The organism is Streptomyces sp. NBC_01275, from assembly GCF_026340655.1.
In the GTDB taxonomy this organism is placed as follows: domain Bacteria; phylum Actinomycetota; class Actinomycetes; order Streptomycetales; family Streptomycetaceae; genus Streptomyces.
Window position 1 is genome coordinate 1,006,535 of the sequence record NZ_JAPEOZ010000001.1, and the last position, 22,913, is coordinate 1,029,447.

A 22,913-nucleotide genomic window follows, 5' to 3' on the forward strand; every position below is an offset into this window, starting at 1 on the left:
TTCGTCGAAAACATGTCGCTGCAAAGACTTCGTTGCGGAGTTGCGTCTGCCGAGATGCGTTGCGGAGATGCGTCGCGAGTTGCGTTGCGTTGCGTTGTGGAGATTTCGTCGGAGACGAGTGGTACGTGGTGCGTAGTACGTGGTGCGTAGTACGTGGTACGTGGTGCGGTGTGCTGTCGGTGCAGTCAGCTGCCGAGTTCGCTGTCGATGAAGGCGAGGACCTCGTCGACGCTGGCCGACTCGAGTTCGTTCGCCGCCTGTCGGGCGGTCGGCTGGGCGCCGCTCTCGTCGGTCCAGCGCGTCAGGAGGGACCGCAGACGCAGGGTGACCTCCAGCCGGGTGTTCCCGTCGGGGTCCAGGTCGTCCAGTCGCTTCGCCAGCTGGTCGAGTTCGCCGAGCACGGAGCCGGCGTCGGCTGTGTCGGGGCCGAACAGTTCGGTCCTGAGGTGGTGGGCGACGGCGAGCGGGGTGGGGTGGTCGAAGACGAGGGAGGCGGGCAGGGTGAGGCCGGTGGCGACCCCCAGCCGGTTGCGCAGTTCCATCGCGGTCAGTGAGTCGAAGCCGACGTCGCGGAAGGCGCGGTCGGGTTCCAGGTGTTCCGGACGTTCGAATCCGAGGACGGCGGCCGCCTCGGCGCGGACCGCGCCGAGCAGGGCGCTCTCCCGGTCGGCGGCCGGGAGGGCGGTGAGTTCCGCGCCCAGCGTGCCGGTCGGTCCGGCCGTGGCGCCGTCCGTGGCGAGGATGCGGGGTTCCGGTGCAGCCAGCGCCCGGACCTGCGGGAGGTCGTCGAACAGAGGGTGGGGGCGGGCCGCGCTGAACAGGGGGAAGAACCGGTCCCAGGCGACGGGTGCGACGGTCAGGAAGGTCTCGTCCCGGTCCAGGGCGCGCTGCAGGGCGGTGAGACCGAGTTCCGGTTCGATCATCGGCAGGCCGCGCCGGTGCAGCTGGTCGGTGTCGATGGCTTCGGAGATGCCGCCGGAGCCCTGGACGCCGAAGGCGTTCCACACGCCCCAGGCCACCGAGACGGTGGGGATGCCCCGGGCCCGGTTGGCCTCGGCGAGCGCGTTGAGGTGCGCGTTGGCGGCGGCGTAGGCGGCGTGGTCGCCGCTGCCCCACACGCCGGCGATGGAGGAGAAGAGGACGAAGGCGTCCAGCTCGCTGTGGTCGAGGAGTTCGGTGAGGTGCAGTGCTCCGTCGACCTTGGCGGCGATGCCGGCGGCGAAGGCCTCGGGGCCGGTGTCCTCGATGGAGGTGAGGTCGGCGACGCCGGCGGCGTGCAGGACCGCGCGTACCGTCTCGCCGTCGGCGGCGAGCCGGTCCAGCAGTTGCCTGACGGCCTCACGGTCGGCGGTGTCGCAGGCGGCGAGGGTCACCCGTGCGCCGGCGGCGGTCAGTTCGTCCCGTAGGCGGGCCGCGCCCGGGGCGTCGGGGCCCCGGCGGCCGGTGAGGACGAGGTGTTCGGCTCCGTTCTCGGCCAGCCATCGGGCGAGTACGACGCCGAGGGCGCCCGTGCCGCCGGTGACGACGACGGTGCCGCGGGGTCGCCAGCCGCGGTGGGCGGGGCGTTCGTCGGCGCCGGCGTGGACGAGCCGTCGTACGAAGGTGCCGGAGGGGCGGACGGCCAGCTGGTCCTCGGCTCCGTGGCCGGCCAGGGCGGCGCACAGCCGCAGCCCCGTCCGCTCGTCGGGCTCGGCGCTCACGTCGACCAAGCCGCCCCAGCGGGCGGGGTGTTCGAGGGCGGCGACCTGTCCGAGGCCCCAGACCAGACTCTGCAGCGGATGCTGCGGGTGTTCGGCGCCGCCTGCCGCGACCGCTTCGGCGGTGGCGAGCCACAGGGGCGCGGTCACCTCGGCACGGCCGAGGGCGCGGATGAGGGACAGGGTGGTGGCGAGGCCGGTGGCCAGAGCGGGAAGGTCGGGATGGCGGCTCTCGTCCAGGGCGAGGAGGGACAGCACGCCCGCGGGTGCGGCGCCTTGGTCCGCGACGGCCTTGCGCAGTCGCTCCGTGAGCCGGTCGCGGTCGGCGTCGGCGTCGGTGAGTTCCAGGGGAACGGTCTGGGCGCCGGCGTCCTCCAGGGCCTGGAGCGCGGTGGCGACCAGCGGGTGCTCACGGTGGCCTGCGGGGATCGCGACGAACCAGTGTCCGCTGAGGTTGGCCGGTGTGGCGGGCTCGGGCAGCCGCTGCCAGGTGACGCGGTAGCGCCAGTCGTCCACGGTGTGCTCGGCGCGGGTGCGCTGCCGCCAGTCCGCCAGCGCGGGCAGCACGGCCGTGAGCGGGGCGTCGGCGGGTACGGCGAGGGCGTCGGCGAAGCTGTTGAGGTCGGCGTTCTCCACGGCGTCCCAGAAGGCGGCGTCCTCGTCGGCGCCGGTTCGGCCGGGGGCCCGGGAGGTGCTGTCGAGCCAGTAGCGCTCTCGTTGGAAGGCGTACGTCGGCAACTCCACCGGACGCGCGGCCGGCAGAACGGCCGTCCAGTCGACGTCCACACCCCCCGCCCACGCCTCGCCCAACGACGACAACAACCGCCGCACACCACCCTCACCCCGACGCAACGACCCCACCACCACACCCCGCACCCCCACCGCATCCAACGTCTCCTGCACCCCCACCGCCAACACCGGATGCGCACTCACCTCCACAAACCCATCGAACCCCCGCCCCGCCAACCCCCGCACCGTCCCCTCGAAACACACCGTCTCCCGCAGATTCCGATACCAATACCCCCCGTCCAACAACCCCGTCTCCAACAACCCACCCGTCACCGTCGAATAAAACGGCACCCCACCACCACACGCCTCAACACCCCCCAACACACCAGCCAACACACCCTCCACCTCCTCCACCACCGCCGAATGCGACGCATAATCCACCGCCACCCGACGCACCCTCACCCCCTCACCCTCCAACCCCCCCAAAAACTCCTCCAACACATCCACACCCCCACACACCACACACGACGACGGCCCATTCACCGCCGCCAACCACAACCGCCCCTCCCAACCCGCCAACCGCCCCCGCACCTCACCCTCCGACAACACCACCGAAGCCATCCCACCCCGACCCGCCAACGACCCCCCGATCACCCGACTCCGCAACGCCACCACCCGCGCACCCTCACGCAACGACAGACCACCCGACACCACCGCCGCCGCAATCTCCCCCTGCGAATGCCCCACCACCGCACCCGGCTCCACCCCACACGCCCGCCACACACCCGCCAACGACACCATCACCGCCCACAACACCGGCTGCACCACATCCACAGCCCCCAACACACCCTCATCACCCGACCCCACCACCTCCAACAGATCCCACTCCACAAACTCCCCCAACGCCTCCCCACACGCCCCCATCCACCACGCGAACACCGGCGACGCCCCCAACAACTCCACCGCCATACCCACCCACTGCGCCCCCTGCCCCGGAAACACGAACACAGGGTTACGGGGGTACGCGGGCGTGCCGCCGACCACGGTGCGGCGGGTCTGCCGGACGGCGGCGAGGTCGTCGAGGCCGGTGAGGAGTTCCGTCCGGTCGGCGCCGAGGACGACGGCGCGGTGGTCGAGAGCGGTGCGTCGGGTGGCGAGCGACAAGGCGACGTCGGCGGGCGACAGTTCGGGCCGCTCGACGAGGAACTCCCGCAGCTTCGCCGCCTGGGCCCTCAGGCCGTCAGCCGACGCGGCCGAGAGCACCCAGGGCAGTTCGGGGGTCGAAGGGGCGTTGCGGCCCGCTTCCCGCTCGGTGGGGGCGCTTTCGGGCGCCTCTTCGATGAGGACATGGGCGTTGGTGCCGCTCACGCCGAACGAGGAGACTCCGGCCCGGCGCGGCTCACTCGTCGCGGGCCACTCCTGCTCCTCCGCCAGCAGACGCACCTCACCCGCCGACCAGTCGATGTGCGACGACGGCTCCTCCACATGCAACGTCCGCGGCAGCACACCCGCCCGCAACGCCATCACCATCTTGATCACACCGCCCACACCCGCAGCAGCCTGCGCATGCCCGATGTTCGACTTCAACGACCCCAACCACAACGGCCGCTGCCCATCCCCACGCGCCTGCCCGTACACCGCCTGCAACGCCTGCGCCTCGATCGGATCACCCAACCGCGTACCCGTACCATGCGCCTCCACCGCATCCACCTGACCCGCCTGCAGACCCGCATTCACCAACGCCTGCCGGATCACCCGCTGCTGCGCCGGACCACTCGGCGCACTCAACCCGTTCGACGCACCGTCCTGATTCACCGCACTCCCCCGCACCACCGCCCACACCCGATGCCCCAACCGCCGCGCATCCGACAACCGCTCCACCAACAGCATCCCCGCACCCTCGGCGAGGCCGAATCCGTCGGCGGCGGCGGAGAACGCCTTGCACCGCCCGTCGGGGGCCAGGCCGCGCTGGCGGGAGAACTCGACGAGCATGCCGGTGCTCGGCATGACGGTGACGCCGCCGACGAGCGCCAGATCGCACTCGGCGGTGCGCAGCGCCTGGCAGGCCTGGTGCAGGGCGACCAGGGAGGAGGAGCAGGCCGTGTCGATGGTCAGGGACGGGCCCTCGAGACCGAGGACGTAGGAGATGCGGCCCGACGCCACGCTGCCGGTGCTGCCGAGGAAGGCGTAGCCCTCCACCTGACCCGCCTCCGGGGTGGGCTCGCCGGAGCGGGGGCCGTAGTCCTGGGTGATGAGGCCGAGGTACACCCCGGTGCGGGAGCCCTTCAGCGTGCCGGCGTCGAGTCCGGCGTCCTCGATCGCCTCCCATGCCGACTCCAGGGCGAGCCGCTGCTGGGGGTCCATGGCGAGCGCCTCGCGAGGGGAGATCCCGAAGAGTTCCGCGTCGAACTCGGCGGCGTCGTGCAGGAATCCGCCCTCTCGCTGGGAGAACCGGCCGGGGCCGCGGAGTTCGGGGTCGTAGCCGTCGGCGATGTTCCATCCACGGTCGGCGGGGAGGCCGCCGATCATGTCGCTCCCTGAGGCGACGGCCTGCCAGAGGTCGGCGGGCGTGGAGATGTCTCCGGGGTAGCGGCAGGCCATGCCGACGATGGCGATGGGTTCGTCCAGGACGGCCGGGGCGGCGGAGGCGAGATCGATGGTGTCGGTGTCGGTGGTGTCGTGGGGCTCGCCGAAGAGTTCCGTGTCCAGGTGGTCGGCGAGGGCGGCGGGGGTGGGGTGGTCGAAGACGGCCGTCGGTGACAGTCGCGTTCCGGTGGCGGCGCGCAGGCGGTCGCGGATGCCGACGGCGGCCAGGGAGGCGACGCCGAGGTCGCGGAAGGCGCGCCGGGCGTCGAGGGTTCGGGCGGCGTTGTCGTCGTCGGGGAAGAGGACGGCGGCGGTGTGCGCGCGTACCAGGATGAGGAGTTCGGCCCGGCGCTCGGCCGGGGGCAGCGCGGACAGCCGGGTGCGCAGCGCGGATCCGGCTTCGTCCGTGGCGGGTGTGGCGTCGTCGTCGGCGGCGGGGGCGGCGTCGAGGACGTCCGCGGGCAGCCGGAGGGTGTGGTCTTCGGCGGCGGGCAGGACGGCCTGGACGTCGGCGTCGTCGCCGGCGGTGAGGAGTTCGCCGAGCGAGGCGAGGAAGCGCGCGGGTCCTCCGTCGCCACGGCGTACGGTGCCCAGGACGGTGACCGGGCGGCCGGCGGCGGTGGCGGTGACCTCCATGGCGGAGGTGAGCACCGGGTGCGGGCTGACCTCGATGAGGGTGCGGTGTCCGTCGTCCAGGGCGGCGCGGGTCGCGGCCGCGAAGCTCACCTTGGAGCGCAGGTTGCGGCACCAGTAGGCCGCGTCGGTGGCCAGGCCGTCGAGTCGACCGCCGAGGAGCGCGGAGTAGAACGGCAGGTGCGGGTTCCTGGCGCGGATCGGGGCGAAGTCCTCGCGCATCCGGGCGAGGATCCCGTCGATGTGCGGGGAGTGCGCGGCGAGCCCCACGTCGACGCGCCGGGCGTGGACGCCCCGGGCGGTGAGGTGGGCGACGAGTTCGGCGACCGCGTCGGCGTCCCCGGAGACGACGGCCGAGCCGGGGCTGTTCTCCGCGGCGACGACGAGGCGTCCTGGCCAGCGCAGTGCGAGGAGTTCGGCGACCCGGTCCTCGGGCATCAGGACGGAGACCATGTCGCCGAGGCCCGTCAGGGTGGCCTGGGCCTGACTCCAGCGGGCCACGACGCGGGCGCTGTCGTCGAGCGAGAGGGCGCCCGCCACCTGGGCGGCGGCCAGTTCGCCGAGGCTGTGTCCGAGGACGGCGGCCGGTTCGACGCCGGCCGCGCGCCAGAGGGCGACCAGCGAGAGCATGACGGCGAAGAGGGCGGGCTGGACGACGTCGGCGCCGTCGAGCGGGGGTCCGTCCGGTGCGCCGGTCACGGAGTCCAGGAGCGAGTGGTCCAGATAGGGAGCGAAGGCGTCCGCGCAGTCGTGCAGCTGCCGGGCGAACACCGGTGACGCCTCGAGGAGTTCACGCGCCATGCCGGGCCACTGCGAGCCCTGGCCCGGGAAGACGAAGACGGGGCCGGCGTGGGGGATGCGGTGGGCGGGGGTGTCGGGTTCGCCGGTGACCAGGGCGGGGTGCTGTTCCCCGTCGGACAGGGCCTCCAGCGCCCGGAGCGCCTGGGCGTCGTCGGCGGCGAGCACGACGGCCCGGCACACCGTGTCGGCCGCGCGGTCGGCGGCCGTGGCGAGCGCGTGCGCGACGCCGGCGCGCGTCCAGCCGGGGTGTCCGGTCAGATGTGCGTGCAGCGCCCGGGCCCGGGCCCGCACGGCGATGCTCGTGGGGCCCGTCAGAACCCAGGGCAGCACGGCGTCGGGCGAGGGGAACAGCGGGGAGGCGCCGGCGCTGCCACTGTGTTCGGACACGATCTTGCTCCCGTCGTCGGCTTTTCACACGAGGCTCAGCGGCGGCCGTTCGGCCGTCGGTGTGCCCCTGCCGCGACGGGGGTGGCGCGGCAGGGGCACTGCCACCGAGGTGGCGGTCAGGGGGCTGGTCAGACGGCGTCGTCCAGGGTCCGCACCTGGAGGGCCAGCGCGGTGGGGGTCGGGTTGTCGAAGAGATCGGCCAGTCTGATGCGGATCCCGGTGACCTGTTCGACGCGCTGGAGGAGTTGTGCGCCCAGGAGCGAGTGGCCGCCGTGGGCGAAGAAGTTGGCGTCGGCGGCGACCTCCTCCAGCCCGAGGAGTTCGCACCAGAGTTTGCGGAGGTCGCCGAGGAGGCCGTCGTCGGTGTCGTCGGTGACGAGTCCCGGTTGCCTGGCCGCCAGGCTCAGCAGCGCGTCGGTGTCCACGCCGCCCTGCGCGCGGGTGGGCAGTTCGTCCGTGCGCAGCACCCTGGCGGGCTGGGCGGCCCGTGGCAGCAGACGGGCGGCGTGGGCGGCCAGGGCGTCGGCCAGGCCGGGTCGGTCGGGCGCGACGACGAACGCGAGGCTCTCTGCGGTGCCGTCCGCCCCGGCGCGGGTGACGACTCGGGCGTCCGTGACGTCGGGGTGCCGCAGCAGGGCGGCCTCCACCCGTTCGGGGTGCAGCAGCCGGCCGCGGGTGCGCAGGGCGCGGTCGGCGCGTCCGAACAGCTCCAGGGCGCCGTCGTGCCGCCACCGTCCCGTCCAGCCGGTGGGCACGTGGTGGGTGCCGTCGGCCCGTACCAGGCACACCTCGCCGCGTACGCCGGCGGGCAGTCGGCGGCCGGTCGGTCCGGTCACGGCGACGTGTGCGCGGTGCAGGGGGTGGACGGCGTACGGGTAGGCGGTGTCGGTGCGGCGTGCGGCGGTCCAGGCGTCCGCGAGGCTCAGGGCGGGGCCGTCCGGGGCGACGTGGAAGGCGTCGTGGTCGCGGTCCGCCTCGTCGGCGCGGTCCGCGGCGGTCCGGGTCGTGCCGGCGCCGCGGGGGCCGTCGAGCAGGGTGTGGTCGTCGGCGGCCCACACGTCGAACTCGCCCACCGGGCGGTCGGGTTCGGCGGCGACGGCGCGCAGCAGGGCCTCGTACCGGTTGGTCAGGGCTTCGGCGTCGGCGCGGGCGAGCGTCTCGGTGCAGTACAGCACGCGCAGTACGACGCGGTCGGCGCCGGACTGCACGAACAGTTCCAGGTCGAACTTGCTGTAGCCGGTCTCCACGTGCAGCGGCTGGACCTCCAGGCCGCCGACCGTCAGTGCGCCGGAGGCCTGTTGGGGCACGTAGTTGAACATGTGCTGGAAGAGGGTGTCCCGCCAGGACACGGTCTCGCGGCGCGTCTCGTGGGCGATGGCGTCGACGGGGACGTCCGCGTGGGCGAGCGCGCCGAAGAAGACCTGGCGGGTCTCGGCGACCAGGGCGCGGAAGCTGCGGCCGGTGTCCACGGTCAGTCGGAGGGGCAGTGTGTTGACGTGGTAGCCGAGTGCGGTCTGCGCCTCGGGAGGCCGGACGTTGACGGGTGAACCGACGACGAGGTCCGGTCCGGCGCCGTGGGCGGCGAGCAGCAGGTAGAAGGCCGTCAGCAGGACCACCGCCTCCGGCGCCCGGGCCGTGCGCTGCAGTGCGCGGACCGCGTCGCGGGCTTCGTCTCCCAGGACGTGCAGGACGATGTCGCCGGCCAGGGTGGGCCGTGCCACGCCGCCGCTGCCCAGGTCCAGGTCGAGTCGGGCCGGGTCGAATCCGGCCAGTGCCGTGCGCCAGTGGGTCAGGCTGTCCTCGCTCGGCGGGGGCGGGACGAGGGCCGGGGCAGGGGTGCGCAGGGCCTCGGGGAGGTCGCCGCCGGCGCGGACGGCGTCGTAGGCGGTGGCGAGTTCGCCGAGCAGGAGCGGTACGGACAGGGCGTCGAACACGAGGTGGTGGACGGCCACGGCGAGGACGTCCGTGCGCGGTCCGCGCAGCACGGTGGCGCGCAGCATGAGGGTGCCGTCGCAGCGCAGCGGCGCGGCGGCGAAGGCGCGCAGTTCGGCGTGGGGTGCGTCCGTGTCGGTGGCGCGGAGTTCGACGCGTGGTCCGGGGGTGTCCGGGTCGAGCAGCTCGCGGACGAGGCCGGCCTGCCGGTCGAGGTAGACGGTGCGCAGCACCTCGTGGCGGCGCACCACGGTGTCGAAGGCCGTCTGGAGTGTGTCCGGGTCGAGGCGTCCGGCGACGCGGACCGCGAAGGGCACGTTGTTGACCCCGGCGTCGGGCAGCAGCCGGTCGAGGAGCCACAGCCCGGTCTCCTTGGGCGTGGCGGCGTCGAGGCGCCTCTTACGGGTCAGCGCGGCGAGCAGCGCCGCCGCGGCGCCGCCGGCCGGGGTCGGCTTCTCGACTGGGTGCACGGTGGATCACCCCTTTCCTGAGGAGCGGTGGCCGCCGACGGTGTCGCGTGGCGCCGACGGTGGCTGAAGGAGCAGGCCGGAGACGAGGTCTGCGGTGAGCGTGCTGCGCAGGATGTCGTCGTGCGCCACGTCCACGCGCAGGCGGTGGCCGGCGTGCCGGGCGTGCGGGTCGGCGCCGGTGGAGGTGACCGCTGTGGCGGTCGTCCACAGGGGCGCCGGGTCGAAGGCGGAGGCCGCGGCGATGTACGAGACGAACGCGCCGTAGGCGGTGCTGAGTTCGTCGGCGAGCTCGGCGGGCAGTCCGGCCCGGTCGAAGGCCGCGCGGGCGATGTCGTCGAAGATCTTGACGAGGCCGGCCCCGAGGTCGGGGAAGGCGGTGAAGTCGTGTGCCGCCTCCTCGGCGGCCGCGGCGGCCAGGTCCGTTTCCTGTGCGGTCAGGACCGACGAGAGCCGGGAGATCGCGGCGCGGAAGTCGGCGGTCATGCCGGGCACGGTGGGCGGTTCGGGGTCGAGGAGCAGGACGAGTGGTGCGGTGTCCTGCCAGGTGGACACATGCTGGGCGAGCCGGGCGGCGTACAGGCCGCCGACGCAGTAGCCGAGTACGGCGCGCACGGGGCGGCCGGCCGTGCGCACGGCCTGGGCCCAGTGGGCGACGAAGTCCTCGCCGTGGAAGAGGCGGGCGTCGTCGGGGGCGGGCTGCCGGGTCTCCCACATGGGCAGACGCGGGTCCAGCAGGCCTGCCAGCTCGGTGAAGGTGGACTCCGGACGCCCGGAGGCGGCGAAGTCCACGGCGAGCACGACGCCTTCGCCGTCTCCTTCGTCGAGTACTTTCCAGCCGGGCGAGGCGGTCGTGGTCAGGGGCTGCTGCGAGACGGTCACGAGGCTCCTTCGGCGCCTACGACGCACTCGTGGACGGTGTGGCCCGTGGCGAGGCGGAAGGTGGAGCGCACCTCGAACCCGGCCTCGGTGATCTGCGCGCGCTGTACGTCGTCGGTGCGTCCGCGGGTGCCGTCCTCGCAGACCACCATCTGGAAGAGCACGCGGATCCAGTCCACGTCGGTCTCGACGAGGGGTTCGATGACCAGCAGGCGGGGCCGGTCGCTCGGCGCGCGGTCGGCGCCGGTGCGTTCGACGGCCTCGCGGATGCGGCTGAGGATGACGACGCTGTTGTCGTGGTTCCAGTTGTGCAGCACGTTCTTGACGAGGTAGAGGTCGGCGCCGGCCGGTACTTCCTCCAGGAAGCTGCCGGGGTGGAAGGTGAGGCGCTCGGCGAGTGCGGCCTGGTCGGACGCGGCGAGGTCGGCGGTGGCGCGCTCGCAGACGCCGGAGCGGTCGAAACTGACGCCCTTCAGGTGCGGATGGGCCCGCAGGAGGCCTTTGAGCAGTTCTCCGCTGTTGCCGCCGACGTCGAGGACGGTGCCGACGCGTTCGAAGGCGTACGTGTCGGCGAGCGCCGCGGCGACCGGGCGGGCCAGGTCGGCCATGGCCTTGTCGTACAGGTCGGCCGCTTCGGAGTTCTGCTCCAGGTATTCGTAGATCCGTGTGCCGTGCAGGGACCGGAAGGCGGACTCGCCGGTGCGCAGGGTGTGGGTGATGGCGGTGAAGGTGTCGGCGTACAGGCCGGTCGAGAGCCGCACGTAGTGCAGCATCGACTGGGGGTGGTCCTCGCGCAGCCGCTCCGAGAGCGGGGAGTTGCGGTAGACGTCGGCGTCGTCGCGCTGGAAGAGGCCGAGTACGGGCAGAATGCGCATCAGCGCTTCCAGCACGTCCGGCTGGGTGTCGGTCTCCTTGGCGAGTTCCGCGACGGTCATCGGACGCTCGGCGAGGCGGTCGGCGAGGCGGAGCTCCGCCGCGGCGCTGAGCGACTTGCCCACCCAGCCCATCGCGGCCAACCCCATGATGTCCATGTCCATGTCTGCCAACCTTTCGACCGAGGTCGTGTGTGAGGGGTGTTCACCTGCTCGCCGGCGAGGCGGCCGGGGCGCGGCGGGCGACGTGACGAGGGGGCGTGGTCCCCCGTCACGTGCCCGTTGCGACGACTGCGGATCGTTCCGAGATCCTCGGGAATGCTCCGTGTCTTCCCGTCGACCGAGGTGGAAACCGGGATCGCCGCTCGACCTGCGGCGACGGCTCCAGGCCGCCTCGCCAGGAAACCTAAGCAGCCGCCCCTACCCGAACCGAACCCCTAAAGCCCCCTATCAAATGCGTCCGGGGTGGCCCCTGATGAGGGGCTGGACCAACCTGGTGACGCCCCATTACAGTAGCGGCCAATTAATGGGGCAACCAGGGAGAATGCAAATGCGTGCCCTAGTTACCGGGGCTGCTGGATTCATCGGTTCGGCTTTCGTCCGAAACGCCCTCCTGAATTCTGGATCCGAGCCCTCCGAGCTGGATATAACCGCGTTCGACGCGCTCAGTTACGCGGGAAACCTGGAGAACCTGGCCCCTGTCGCCGATCGGCCCGAATTCACTTTCGTACGGGGGGACATCACCGACGCGGATCACCTGGCCGCCGTGCTGCCCGGGCATGACGCCGTGGTGAACTTCGCCGCCGAGACCCATGTGGACCGCTCGATCGAGGGTCCTTCGGTGTTCGTGCGGACGAACGTCCTGGGCACGCAGACGCTGCTGGACGCGGCGCTTCGGGCCGGCGTCAAGCGGTTTGTGCAGGTCTCCACGGACGAGGTGTACGGGTCGATCGACGAGGGCTCGTGGACCGAGAGCTCCCCGCTGGACCCCAACTCGCCCTACGCCGCGTCCAAGGCGGCCGCCGATCATCTGGCGCTGGCTTACGAGCGCACCTACGGAATGAACGTCTCCGTCACCCGGTGTTCCAACAACTACGGCCCCCACCAATACCCGGAGAAGGTGATTCCGTATTTTGTGACCCTCCTCATGGGAGGACACCGGATCCCGCTCTACGGCGATGGCGGGAATGTGCGGGACTGGCTTCATGTGGACGACCACTGCGCGGGAATCCGGCTGGTCCTCGACAGGGGAGAACCGGGCGAGGTCTATCACATCGGCGGCGGGGTCGAGCTGTCCAATCGGGAGTTGACCCGGCTTCTCCTCGACGAATTCGACTGCACCACGGACATGATCGAGCAGGTCCCCGACCGGCCTGGCCACGACCGACGTTATTCACTCGACGACTCAAAACTCCGCGCCCTCGGATACCGGCCCCGGGTCCCCTTCCGTGAAGGTCTGCGGGCGACCGTGAACTGGTACCGGGAGAACAGCTCCTGGTGGAAGCCGCTGCTGCCCTGACGCGGAGTCGGAAGGACATCATGCGTGGAATCCTGCTGGCCGGCGGCTCCGGCACCAGGCTGCGGCCGGTCACCCGCGTCGCCTCGAAACAGCTGCTCCCGGTCTACAACAAGCCGATGATCTACTACCCGCTCTCGGTGCTGATGTGTGCGGAGATCCGGGAGATCCTGATCATCACCACCCCGGGGTTCCTGGAGGCGTACCGGAGCCTGCTCGGTGACGGGTCCTGGCTCGGGCTCGATCTGCGGTACGCCGAGCAGCCGAGCCCGGACGGCCTCGCCGACGCCCTGCGCATCGGCAGCGACTTCGTGGGAGACGAGCAGATCGCGCTCATCCTCGGTGACAACATCTTCTACAGCCACCAGTTGCCCACGATGCTCCAGCACGAGCGGGTGCTCCTCGACGGCTGCACGTTGTTCGGCTACCCGGTCGCCGATCCCGAGCGGTACGGCATCGCGGTCACCGACGCCGACGGGACGCTCGTCTCGCTGGAGGAGAAACCCGAGAAGCCGACCTCGAACCTGGCCGTGACGGGACTGTACTTCTACGACAACGACGCACTGGCGCTGACCCGTGAGCTGACCCCGTCGGCCCGGGGGGAGCTGGAGATCACCGATCTCAACAACAAGTACCTGGCAGCGGGCCGGGCCCGCCTGGTCAACCTGGGCCGGGGCAGCGCCTGGTTCGACACGGGGACGCACGACAGCCTGCTCGACGCGGCGACGTTCGTCCAGCTCATCGAGAAGCGCCAGGGCATCCGCATCGCCTGTATCGAGGAGGTCGCCTACCGTCTGGGCTTCATCGACGCCGACCAGCTCTTCGAACTCGGCCGGCGCACCGGAGGGTCGACCGAGTACGGGCGTTACGTGATGGACGTCGCCTGCGCGAGCGCCTGACCCGGCGGAACGAGACGAACAGACCGGCCCGTGCGAACACGGGCCGGTTCTTCGTGTGCGCTCTCACCGGAGTGCGCGGGCCGCCGCCACGGACCGAGATAGCGTGTACCATCTCAGTATGAGCACCTACACACTAAGAGAACACCGTCACTCCCGGAGGCCGTGCCGGCCGGGCGCGGGGGTCCTGTCGTGACGGCGCAGCACGAGGACGTGCCCGACGCGCACTCCCTGCTGAACGCCTTCGCCGAGGTGGTCAGCCCGCTGCTGGACCGCACGGCCGACATCTTCGCCAGCCATCAGGTGCCGTTCTCCCAGGCCAATCTGCTGGTTCAGATGCACGAGGTGGGCGGCCCCCGGCGGATGGCGGTGCTGGCCCAGGCCCACGGCGTGGCGCCCCGGACCGTGACGTCCCTGGTGGACGGACTGGAGAAGCGGGGGTTGGCCGCACGCACACCGGACCCGGACGACCGCCGGGTCATCCTGGTCTCGCTGACCGAGAAGGGCGAGGCGCTGATGCAGCAGATCGAGCAGACGTCCGCCGAACTGGCGGAGGAGCTCTTCGCGCAGATGCCGGCCGACGAGCGGGTGGCGCTGGCGAAGCTGCTGGCCAAGGTACGCACCCCACGCCCGGAAGGGACACCGGAGTCATGACCAGTGCGAGCAGCGCCGAGGCGCTCGTCCTCAGCACGGCCCGGCACCGACGTCGCTGGGCCGGTCTCGTCGTCGTGGCGTCCGCGCAGTTGGTGGCCATGCTCGACGAGACCGTCATCAACATCGCGCTCCCCTCGGCGCAGAGGTCCTTACACATGGCGGACGCGGACCGCCAGTGGATCATCACCGCCTACACCCTGGCCTTCGGCGGTCTGCTGCTCTTCGGCGGCCGGCTGTCCGATCGCTTCGGCCCCAAACGCACCTTCATGGTGGGCATCACCGGCTTCGCCGTGATGTCCGCCGTCGGCGGCGCCGCCGGCAGCGGGGGCATGCTCATCGCCGCCCGCGCACTGCAGGGCGTGTTCGCCGCCGTCCTCTCCCCGTCGACGCTGTCCATGGTCACCGCCCTCTTCGCCGACAAGAAGGAGCGCGCGAAGGCCTTTGGCGTCTACAGCGGCATCATCGCCAGCGGCGCCGTCCTGGGTCTGCTGATCGGCGGCATGCTGACCGAGTACCTGTCGTGGCGCTGGTGCCTCTTCATCAACGTCCCCATCGCCGCGATGGCGCTCGCCGCGGCGCCTTTCCTGCTGCCGGTCGTCCCGGGCGACCGCACCGCAAGGCCCAACGTGCCCGACATCGCGCTGGCCGGCGTCGGCATGGCCGCACTGGTCTTCGGCTTCTCCGAGGTGGAGGGGCACGGCTGGGGCTCCGGCCGGGTCCTGGGCCTGCTGGCCCTGTCCGTCGTCCTCCTGACCGGATTCGTGCTGCGCCAGGCGCGGGCGAGTCAGCCGCTGCTGCCCCTGCGGGTGCTGAACGACCGCAACCGCGCGGGCGCGTTCCTCGCCGTCGCCCTCTCGGAGTTCGGCCTGCTGGGGGTGTCGCTGTTCGCCACCTACCAGCTTCAGGTGATCATGCACTACAGCCCCGTCAAGGCCGGGCTGGCGTTCCTTCCGATGGTCGTCGTGACCGTCGTCGCGGCCACCCAGATCGCGGCCAGGCTGCTGCCCCATGTGTCGTCCCGCTGGCTGATCGCGCCCGGCCTGCTGTGCATCGCGGGGGGCATCGCGATGTTCAACCTGATGTCGACCGACAGCACCTATCTGGGCACGATCCTGCCGATCTGGACCGTACTCGGGCTCGGCCTCGGCCTGATCACTCCCTCCGCGACCAACACGGTGATGCTCGGCACCCTGCCGCACGACCGGGGCATCACGGCCGCGTTCCGCACCACGTCCCAGCAGGTCGGCGGCTCCGTCGGCCTGGCCCTCGCCAACACCCTCGCGGCCAGCGCGGTCGCGTCCTACGTCGTCTCGCACACCGCCACGGGCACGACCGAGCAATTCACGGCGGAGGCACTGGTGCACGGTACGGCAGTGGCCGCCAGTTGGTCCAGTGCTCTCATTGCGGTCGGCACGATCGCGGTGTTCTGGCTCATTGATTCCCGTCCCGAAACGGGCGGCGAGCAGTCCGACACGAAAAAGGAACAGGACCACCCGGCCACCCCTTGATCCGGGCCCGTCGAAAAAGTACGGGCTAGGGGTGGCACAGGGACTTCTAGGGGTTGACCCCCGGGCTCAGCCCCTCAGTAGGATCGGCCCTCGACGGACGATTCCGAAGGCCCCGGCTCGAAGGCCCCGGGCCGACAAGGCGGGAACACCGAACAATTCACGTTCCCGACGGCCACTTCTCCGGCATCCGCAGATTTCCGACGCACGACGCCGGCGTCCGTCCACGACCGCACAACCCGCCGTTTCGGTCGATTCCGTACGACCGCGCCCGGGATTCCCGGGTTACCCGACGACGCACGGAGGAAGCGAGTCCGAGGTGGACACCAAAACGCAGATCCTGGAGCTGGTACGCAAATACGATCAGGAGTCCTCGCAGCGGACTTCTCCCTTCCAGCCGGGCATCACACCGATCCTCCCCTCGGGAGCGGTGCTCAACGAGGACGACCGGATGGCTCTGGTCGAGGCCGCGCTGGAGATGCGGATCGCCGCAGGAGTCTCGGCCCGCAGGTTCGAGCGGCTGCTCGCCCGCACGCTGAACACCCGCAAGGCGCACTTCACCAACTCCGGCTCCTCCGCCAATCTTCTCGCGCTCGCCTCCCTGACCTCGCCCCAGCTCGGGGACGCCCGGCTGCGGCCGGGCGACGAGGTGATCACCGTGGCGGCCGGCTTCCCGACCACGGTCAACCCGATCGTCCAGAACGGCCTCACCCCGGTCTTCGTGGACATCGAGTTGGGCACCTACAACACCACGGTCGAGCGCATAGCGGCCGCGATCGGCCCGCGCACCAGAGCGATCATGATCGCGCACGCGCTCGGCAACCCCTACCAGGTGCAGGAGGTCGCCGAACTGGCCGCCTCGCACGACCTCTACCTGGTCGAGGACAACTGCGACGCCGTCGGCAGCACCTACAAGGGCCGCCTCACCGGCGGCTTCGGCGACCTGAGCACGGTGAGCTTCTACCCGGCCCACCACATCACCACGGGCGAGGGCGGCTGCGTCCTCACCGACAACCTCGTGCTCGCCCGCATCGTGGAGTCACTGCGCGACTGGGGCCGCGACTGCTGGTGCGAACCCGGCGAGAGCGACACCTGTCACAAGCGGTTCTCCTACCAGCTGGGGAACCTCCCGTACGGGTACGACCACAAGTACATCTTCTCGCACGTCGGTTACAACCTGAAGGCCGGCGACATGCAGGCCGCGCTGGGACTCAGCCAGCTCACCAGGGTGATGGAATTCGGCGCCGCCCGGCGGGAGAACTGGCGCCGGCTGCGCGAGGGGCTGGACGGTCTGCCCTGGTTCCTGCTGCCCTCCGCCACGCCCGACAGCGATCCCAGCTGGTTCGGATTCGTGCTGACGCTCACGGAGGACGCCCCGTTCGGCCGCAAGGACGTCGTGGAGTTCCTGGAATCCCGCAAGATCGGCACGCGTCTGCTGTTCGCCGGAAACCTGGCACGCCACCCCGCCTATCTGGACCGCCCCTACCGGATATCGGAAGACCTCGCCAACAGCGACATCGTCACGGACCGCACGTTCTGGGTGGGCGTCTATCCCGGCATCACCCAGGAGATGACGGATTACATGACCGAGTCCCTACGGGAGTTCGTCCGCCTTTACCGGTGAGTTGGAGTGAAAACACATGACCAGCACTTCTGCCGGACTCGCCGTTCTGGGCAGCACCCCCGCTTTTGCCGAACCGCTGCACGTGGGCCGTCCCAACGTACTCGATCCCGAACGGGTCCTCGAGCGCATCAAGGGCGCACTCGACCGTCGCTGGCTGACGAGTTTCGGTCCCTTGGTCAAGGAATTCGAAGCGCGTATCGCCGAAACGGCCGGCGTCAGACACTGCATCGCCACGTGCAACGCCTCCATCGCTCTGCAGGTGCTCATCCGCGCCCTCGGTCTGCGCGGGGAGGTCGTCCTGCCGTCGTTCACGTTCATCGCGACGGCGCACACCCTGCTGTGGGAGGGCGTCACCCCCGTCTTCTGCGACATCGACGAGAAGACCGGCAACATCGACCCCGAGCACGCCCGGCTCCTGATCAACGAACGCACCGCCGCCCTGGTCGGCGTCCACCTGTGGGGGAACCCCGCCCCGGTCGGGCCGTTGAGCGAGCTCGCCGCGGACCACTGCATCCCGCTCTTCTTCGACAGCGCGCACGCCATCGGCAGCCGGCACCTGGGACGCCCCGTCGGCTCGTTCGGCACGGCCGAGGTGTTCAGCTTCCACGCCACGAAGTTCATCAACTCCTTCGAGGGCGGCGCGATCGTGACGGACGACGACCAACTGGCGGCGCGCGTGCGCTCGATCCACAACTACGGCCGCGGCGAGGGCGAGCACGTCTCGGGCATCGGCACCAACGCGAAGATGACCGAGGTGGCGGCGGCGATGGGGCTGACCTCCCTGGAGAACATGCCGGCCCTCATCGAGGTGAACCGGTCCCATCACCTGCGCTACCTCGCCGGGTTCGCCGACGTGCCCGGCGTCCGGCTGCGCGACCCGGCCCCGGAGGACGCCAACCACCAGTACGTCGTCATCGAGGTCGAGGCGGAACAGGCCGGCCTCACCCGGGACGAGCTCGCCGCGGTCCTCCAGGCGGAGAACGTACTGATCCGGACCCACTTCCATCCCGGCTGTCACCGCACCGAGCCCTACGTCAGGGATCCGCGGCGGCACGCCCCCCTGCCGCTGCCGCACTCCGAGGCCCTGGGCGAGCGGGTGATCTCCCTGCCGACCGGGACCGGCGTCGGCCACCCCGACGTCGACCGTGTCTGCGAGATCGTCCGGCGGGCGACCGCGTCCGCCCCTCTGGTGCGCGAGGCCCTGCGCACGGAGTAGGACCCGGCCCGGCGCCGCGTTCCACCCCATCCGTCCACAGCGCCTCTCCAGGAGATCCCGCCCGTGTCCCGAGTGCCCTCCGAATCGGCTGTGCCGACCCTTCCGGCGACCTCGTCCGCGAAACGCCACTTCGCGTTCTTCTCCACCCCCGCCCATGGCCATGTGCGGCCCACCCTGCCCATCGCCGCAGAGCTCGTCCGACGAGGTCACCGCGTCAGCTACGCCACGACCGCACAGTTCCACGACGACGTGGCCGCCACCGGCGCCGAGGTGCTGCTCTACGAATCGACGGTCGAGGACCTCGCCAAGGAGGTCCCCGCCGACGCCGAGGACTGGCTCGCGCTCGCGCTCACCATGGCCGTCGCCGAATCCTCGGCACTGGTGCCCGTTCTCAGAGCGCGCTTCCCGGCCACTCCCCCGGACGTACTGGCCTACGACTCGGCGATGAACGCGGCCGGACGGCTGCTGGCACGCCAGTGGGACCGCCCCGGCGTGGAGATGTTCCCGGTCTTCCTTCCGCAGGGGCAGGGCGTCAAGTCCTTCTCCCTCGGCAAACTGGTCGAGGGGGCCGAGGGCGGGAACGGCGGCGGTGGGCCGCGTCCCGCGATGCGCGCCTTCCACGAGGCCATGTCGGGCTTTCTCGCCGAACACGGAGCCGAGGACTATTCCCTGCGGGAATTCGCCGCCGGATTCGGGGGAACCCGGCTGGCGTTCTTCCCCCGGGAGTTCCAGCAGGGCGGCGAGCTCTTCGCCGACCACTTCGCCTTCGTCGGGCCCTGTCTGGACTTCGAGGCCGCCCGGGGCGCCTGGGAACCGCCGACGGACGGCAGGCGCGTGGTGCTGGTCTCCCTCGGCACCACCTACGGCAACCGCCCCGAGTTCTTCCGCGCCTGCGTCGAGGCGTTCGCCGACGGCCCCTGGCACGTGGTCATGACCCTCGGTCAGAACGGGGTCGACCCGGCGGTGCTCGAGCCGCTGCCGGCCAACGTCGAGGTGCACCGCTGGCTGCCGCACCTGGCGGTGCTGCCGCACGCCGAGGCGTTCGTGTGCCAGGCCGGGATGGGCAGTCTGATGGAGGCGCTCGCCTGCGGTACCCCGCTGGTTCTCGCCGCTCACGGCCGTGAGCAGGTCATCGACGCCGGCCGGGCGGTCGAGCTCGGGCTGGGCGTGATGCTGGCGCCGGGCGAGCCGTCCGCCGCCGAGGTGCACAAGGCCGTCTCCACTGCCGCGGACTCGCTGGAGATCCGCGGCCGGGTGGCCGAGATGCGTGAGCACATACGGGCGGCCGGCGGCACCCTGCGCGCCGCCGACGTCCTGGAACGCAGCGCCACGGCCGGCTGAGTTTCCCGCACACGAGATACGGAACCGGAATCTACGCTTCTCATTCACCGTCGTTCCGCATCGCGAGCCCGAAGGTCAACGGGCTAATTTCCCTGCACTTCCTCGCTTTCCGGACCCGTCGCCGCCGTATCCCCGTTCACGGCCGTGCGTTTATCCGACCATGAGGAAGAATTTATCGACTCTTTAATATTTTTATGCTTCACTGTCAACGGTAAAGTTGGGCGGAACCGGGGGACGACCGCCGAGTTGCGATCTTCGTCGTTTTGTCCCCGATCGATACGTTCTCACCAGCGACAGGGCGGAATCACGGGGGTTCAGATATTCATGCCTTTGATTGAGAGGGACAGAGAACTCTCCTTACTCGACAGTATTCTCCTGGAGGCCACCCAAAGGCGAGGGAAAACCGTCGTACTCAGCGGCGCCGTCGGCACCGGCAAGACCCTACTGGCCCGGGAAGCCGCCGATCGCTGGTTACAACAGGGGGCTCTCGTGCTGAGCGCGACCTCCTCGCCCGCCGAGGAGAGCATCTCGCTCGGCGTCGTCCGCCAGCTCTTCGCCGGAGCGGATCTGGCCCCCGACCAGTCGGGGGCGGCGGAGAAACTGATCGAGGCGGGAATCGCGCGGACGGAACATCCTCCGACGTCGACGATCATCCAGCCGCACGCGGAAATAGCGGAAAAACTCTGGTGCATTCTGGTGGCCGCCTCGGAAAAGGCGCCGATCATTCTGGTGATCGATGACACCCGCTATGCGGATCCACTCTCCCTGCAATTCCTTCTCTATTTCGTGCGGCGCGTCAGGCTGACTCGCATCTTCATGGTGTTCATAGAGTCGGACCATGTACGTCCCCCACATCCGCTCTTCCGCGCGGAATTGATGCAGCAGCCGGAACTGGGTTATCTGAGGCTGCCGCTGCTGAGCCGCAACGGCGTGGCCGCCCTGCTCTCCCAGCGCCTCGGTCCGGTGGCGGCGGAGTCGATCGAGGGCGCCTGCGCGGAGCTCGCGGGGGGCAATCCCCTGCTGACCGCCGCCCTGGCCACGGACCACGAGACCGCCGGGAGCCCGGGAAGCGCCGAAGCCGTCGAACCGGACCAGCTGGCCGGAGAATCGTTCGGGCAGGCCGTGGCGCTGCTTCTCGGCCGCCTCGATCCCGAGGCCAGGGAGGCAGCGGAGGCCCTGGCCCTGGTGGGGAGCGCGGCCTCGGCCGAACTGCTCGGCGAGGTCCTGCAGATCGGCACCCCGTCGGCCGAGCGGGCGCTCCGCTCGGTCGGCGTGACGGGCCTGCTGCACAAGGGCCGGTTCCGGCATCCGGTCACCCGCAGGATCGTGCTGGAGCAGATGGCGGACGAGCCCCGTGCCGCCCTGCAACTGCGGGCCGCGCGCGTCCTCTACGAGAGCGGGGCGCCGAGCGAGAACGTGGCCGAGCACCTGCTCGGGGTCAGGCCCGACGTCGACGACGGGAGCATGCTGGACACCTGGGGCGTCACCGCGCTCAAGGAGGCGGCCGACCACGCGCTCGACAGCGGTCACCCGCACCGGGCCGAGGCCTGCCTGGAGCGGGCCCATCTCCTCTCCACCGACAAGGGTGAACGGGCGGCGATCCTCGCCTCGTTGGCCAGACTGCTGTGGAAGCACAGCCCGAGGGCGGCGTTCCGTCGCCTCGCGCCGATCATGAGCCGGCATCACCAGGAAGGCCACATCACCTCGCACGACTTCCTGCTCGTCCGCTACCTCCTGCACCGCGGACAGCTCAAGGAGGCGCGGAAGCTGCTGCACTGCCTCATGGAGACCGCCGACTCGTCCCCCGAGACGGCGGAGGAGATGTGCCTGCTGCGCGCCTGGCTGCCCGTGGCGTTCCCGGGCGTGGCGGAGCAGTTCTCCCGTGATCTCACGGGGTCCGACACGGCGGAGACGGTCTCCGAGCGCAACGTGCTGCCGATGTGGACGACCGCCCTGCTCGGCTCCGTGCTGAGTCGTACGGCGGGCGACGGAGACATCAAGGAAGCCGAACAGGCGCTGCGGGTCTACCAGTTGAACGAGGACACCTTCGATCCGCTGGTGTCCGGGCTGACCGCCCTGATCTACGCGGACCGGGCCGGCAGCGTCAACCGGTGGTGTGCTGCGCTGCTCGCCGAGGCCGAGCGGATGCAAGCGCCGTCCTGGCGCGCCACGTTCCTCCACCTACGCGCGGAGACCGCTCTGCAGACGGGCGAACTGGAGACGGCGACCCGGTGCGCGAAGGCTGCGCTGACCGAGATGCCGGCCAAGGAGTGGGGAACCGACATCGGGTACCCGGTCGCCGCCCTCGTCCTGGCCCAACTGGCCGCCGGACGGGTCCACGAGGCCGGTGAGGCCCTCCGGCTCGGGGACCTGGACACCTCGCTGCACAACCGCAGCTGCCTGCACTACCGCTATGCGCGTGGCCACTACTACCTGGCCACGGACAAGCCGCACGCGGCGCTGCGGGACTTCACGGACGCCGGCGCGCTGATGCGGCGGTGGAACATGGACACGCCCGGTCTGGTGTCCTGGCGGTCGGGTGCGGCGGAGGCACTGACGCGCATGGGCAAACACGCGCGCGCCAAGGGCCTGGTCGACGAACAGCTCGGGCTCCTGCGGGGCGACAGCCGCAGCCGCTCGTACGGCATGGCGCTCAGGCAGCTGGCCGCGGTGTCGGAGCCGGAACGGCGTCCGGAGATCCTGCGCAGGGCCGCCGAGGTGCTCAAGAACTGCGGCGACCGCTACGGCCTGGCCAGGGTTCTGCGGGATCTGGTGGACGCGCACGAGGTACTGGGCGAGAGTCACCGCGCCCGGCACATCGCCCGACGGGCGCGCCGGGTGGCGGAGGCCTGTGGAGCGGAGGCCCTGGTCGCGCAGCTGAGTTCGTGCGGTGAGGAACTCGCCCTGGCGGAGCATCCGGCCGTGGCGGAGGGCGGGGGTCTGGGCGGCGCCGACGAGCTGAGCAAGGCCGAGGAGAAGGTGGCGATGCTGGCGTCGCTCGGCTACTCCAACCGGGAGATCGGGCAGAAGCTGCACATCACCATCAGCACGGTCGAGCAGCACCTCACCAGGGTCTACCGCAAGCTCAGCATCAACCGGCGTGAGGACCTGTCGCCGGCCCTCTTCCAGTCGAACGCCGTCCTGCTGTAGTCCTCGTCCCCGGGCCCGGCCGGCGTCG

The 22,913-nt window shown here is 70.9% G+C and carries 12 protein-coding genes; 8 read left to right on the forward strand and 4 right to left on the reverse strand.

Annotated elements, in window-relative coordinates; translation table 11 throughout:
- Nucleotides 1–185: 185 nt before the first annotated feature.
- The 4 genes from OG562_RS04350 to OG562_RS04365 form a co-directional block, all read right to left on the reverse strand.
- A complete protein-coding gene (locus OG562_RS04350) occupies nt 186–6,833 on the reverse strand; it encodes a type I polyketide synthase (RefSeq protein WP_266393768.1) in 6,648 nt (2,215 codons plus the stop codon).
- Between the two features lie 128 nt (nt 6,834–6,961).
- Nucleotides 6,962–9,235, reverse strand: a complete 2,274-nt coding sequence (locus OG562_RS04355) for a condensation domain-containing protein (protein ID WP_266393770.1) — start codon at nt 9,233–9,235, stop codon at nt 6,962–6,964.
- Nucleotides 9,236–9,241: 6 nt separating this feature from the next.
- On the reverse strand, nt 9,242–10,114 hold the full coding sequence (locus OG562_RS04360) for a hypothetical protein (RefSeq protein ID WP_266393772.1): 873 nt from the start codon (nt 10,112–10,114) through the stop codon (nt 9,242–9,244).
- Nucleotides 10,111–11,148 carry a methyltransferase gene (locus OG562_RS04365; RefSeq protein ID WP_266393774.1) on the reverse strand — a complete coding sequence of 346 codons (1,038 nt, stop codon included), beginning with the start codon at nt 11,146–11,148 and terminating at the stop codon, nt 10,111–10,113. Before OG562_RS04365 ends, OG562_RS04360 begins: the two co-directional genes overlap by 4 nt.
- Before the next feature lie 385 nt (nt 11,149–11,533).
- Between OG562_RS04365 and rfbB the strand changes: the two genes are divergently transcribed.
- The 8 genes from rfbB to OG562_RS04405 all read left to right on the forward strand — a co-directional run bounded on the left by rfbB (nt 11,534) and on the right by OG562_RS04405 (nt 22,885).
- Nucleotides 11,534–12,502 carry a dTDP-glucose 4,6-dehydratase gene (rfbB, locus tag OG562_RS04370; protein WP_266393776.1) on the forward strand — a complete coding sequence of 323 codons (969 nt, stop codon included), beginning with the start codon at nt 11,534–11,536 and terminating at the stop codon, nt 12,500–12,502.
- 20 nt (nt 12,503–12,522) lie between these two features.
- On the forward strand, nt 12,523–13,398 hold the full coding sequence (gene rfbA, locus OG562_RS04375) for a glucose-1-phosphate thymidylyltransferase RfbA (RefSeq protein ID WP_266393781.1): 876 nt from the start codon (nt 12,523–12,525) through the stop codon (nt 13,396–13,398).
- 189 nt (nt 13,399–13,587) lie between these two features.
- Nucleotides 13,588–14,049: a MarR family transcriptional regulator gene (locus OG562_RS04380; RefSeq protein ID WP_323187485.1), complete on the forward strand. Its 462-nt coding sequence runs from the start codon at nt 13,588–13,590 to the stop codon at nt 14,047–14,049.
- A complete protein-coding gene (locus OG562_RS04385) occupies nt 14,046–15,557 on the forward strand; it encodes an MFS transporter (protein ID WP_266393783.1) in 1,512 nt (503 codons plus the stop codon). Before OG562_RS04380 ends, OG562_RS04385 begins: the two co-directional genes overlap by 4 nt.
- Before the next feature lie 316 nt (nt 15,558–15,873).
- Nucleotides 15,874–17,178 (forward strand): lipopolysaccharide biosynthesis protein RfbH, encoded by a 1,305-nt coding sequence (gene rfbH, locus OG562_RS04390; RefSeq protein WP_266393785.1) that lies wholly within the window; start codon nt 15,874–15,876, stop codon nt 17,176–17,178.
- 16 nt (nt 17,179–17,194) lie between these two features.
- The gene (locus tag OG562_RS04395; RefSeq protein WP_266393786.1) at nt 17,195–18,394 is read left to right on the forward strand and encodes a DegT/DnrJ/EryC1/StrS family aminotransferase; all 1,200 of its coding nucleotides are present in this window, start codon (nt 17,195–17,197) and stop codon (nt 18,392–18,394) included.
- A 63-nt stretch (nt 18,395–18,457) separates the two neighbouring features.
- Nucleotides 18,458–19,735 (forward strand): macrolide family glycosyltransferase, encoded by a 1,278-nt coding sequence (locus OG562_RS04400; RefSeq protein ID WP_266393787.1) that lies wholly within the window; start codon nt 18,458–18,460, stop codon nt 19,733–19,735.
- 324 nt (nt 19,736–20,059) lie between these two features.
- Complete coding sequence (locus OG562_RS04405) at nt 20,060–22,885, forward strand: LuxR family transcriptional regulator (protein ID WP_266393789.1); 2,826 nt, start codon at nt 20,060–20,062, stop codon at nt 22,883–22,885.
- Nucleotides 22,886–22,913 lie beyond the last annotated feature (28 nt).

Bases quoted from the DNA above. Each gene is read 5' to 3' on its own strand.
- OG562_RS04365 (WP_266393774.1), bottom strand. From the start codon at position 11,148: ATGGACATGGACATCATGGGGTTGGCCGCGATGGGCTGGGTGGGCAAG.
- rfbB (WP_266393776.1), top strand. From the start codon at position 11,534: ATGCGTGCCCTAGTTACCGGGGCTGCTGGATTCATCGGTTCGGCTTTC.
- rfbA (WP_266393781.1), top strand. From the start codon at position 12,523: ATGCGTGGAATCCTGCTGGCCGGCGGCTCCGGCACCAGGCTGCGGCCG.
- OG562_RS04385 (WP_266393783.1), top strand. From the start codon at position 14,046: ATGACCAGTGCGAGCAGCGCCGAGGCGCTCGTCCTCAGCACGGCCCGG.
- OG562_RS04395 (WP_266393786.1), top strand. From the start codon at position 17,195: ATGACCAGCACTTCTGCCGGACTCGCCGTTCTGGGCAGCACCCCCGCT.
- OG562_RS04405 (WP_266393789.1), top strand. From the start codon at position 20,060: ATGCCTTTGATTGAGAGGGACAGAGAACTCTCCTTACTCGACAGTATT.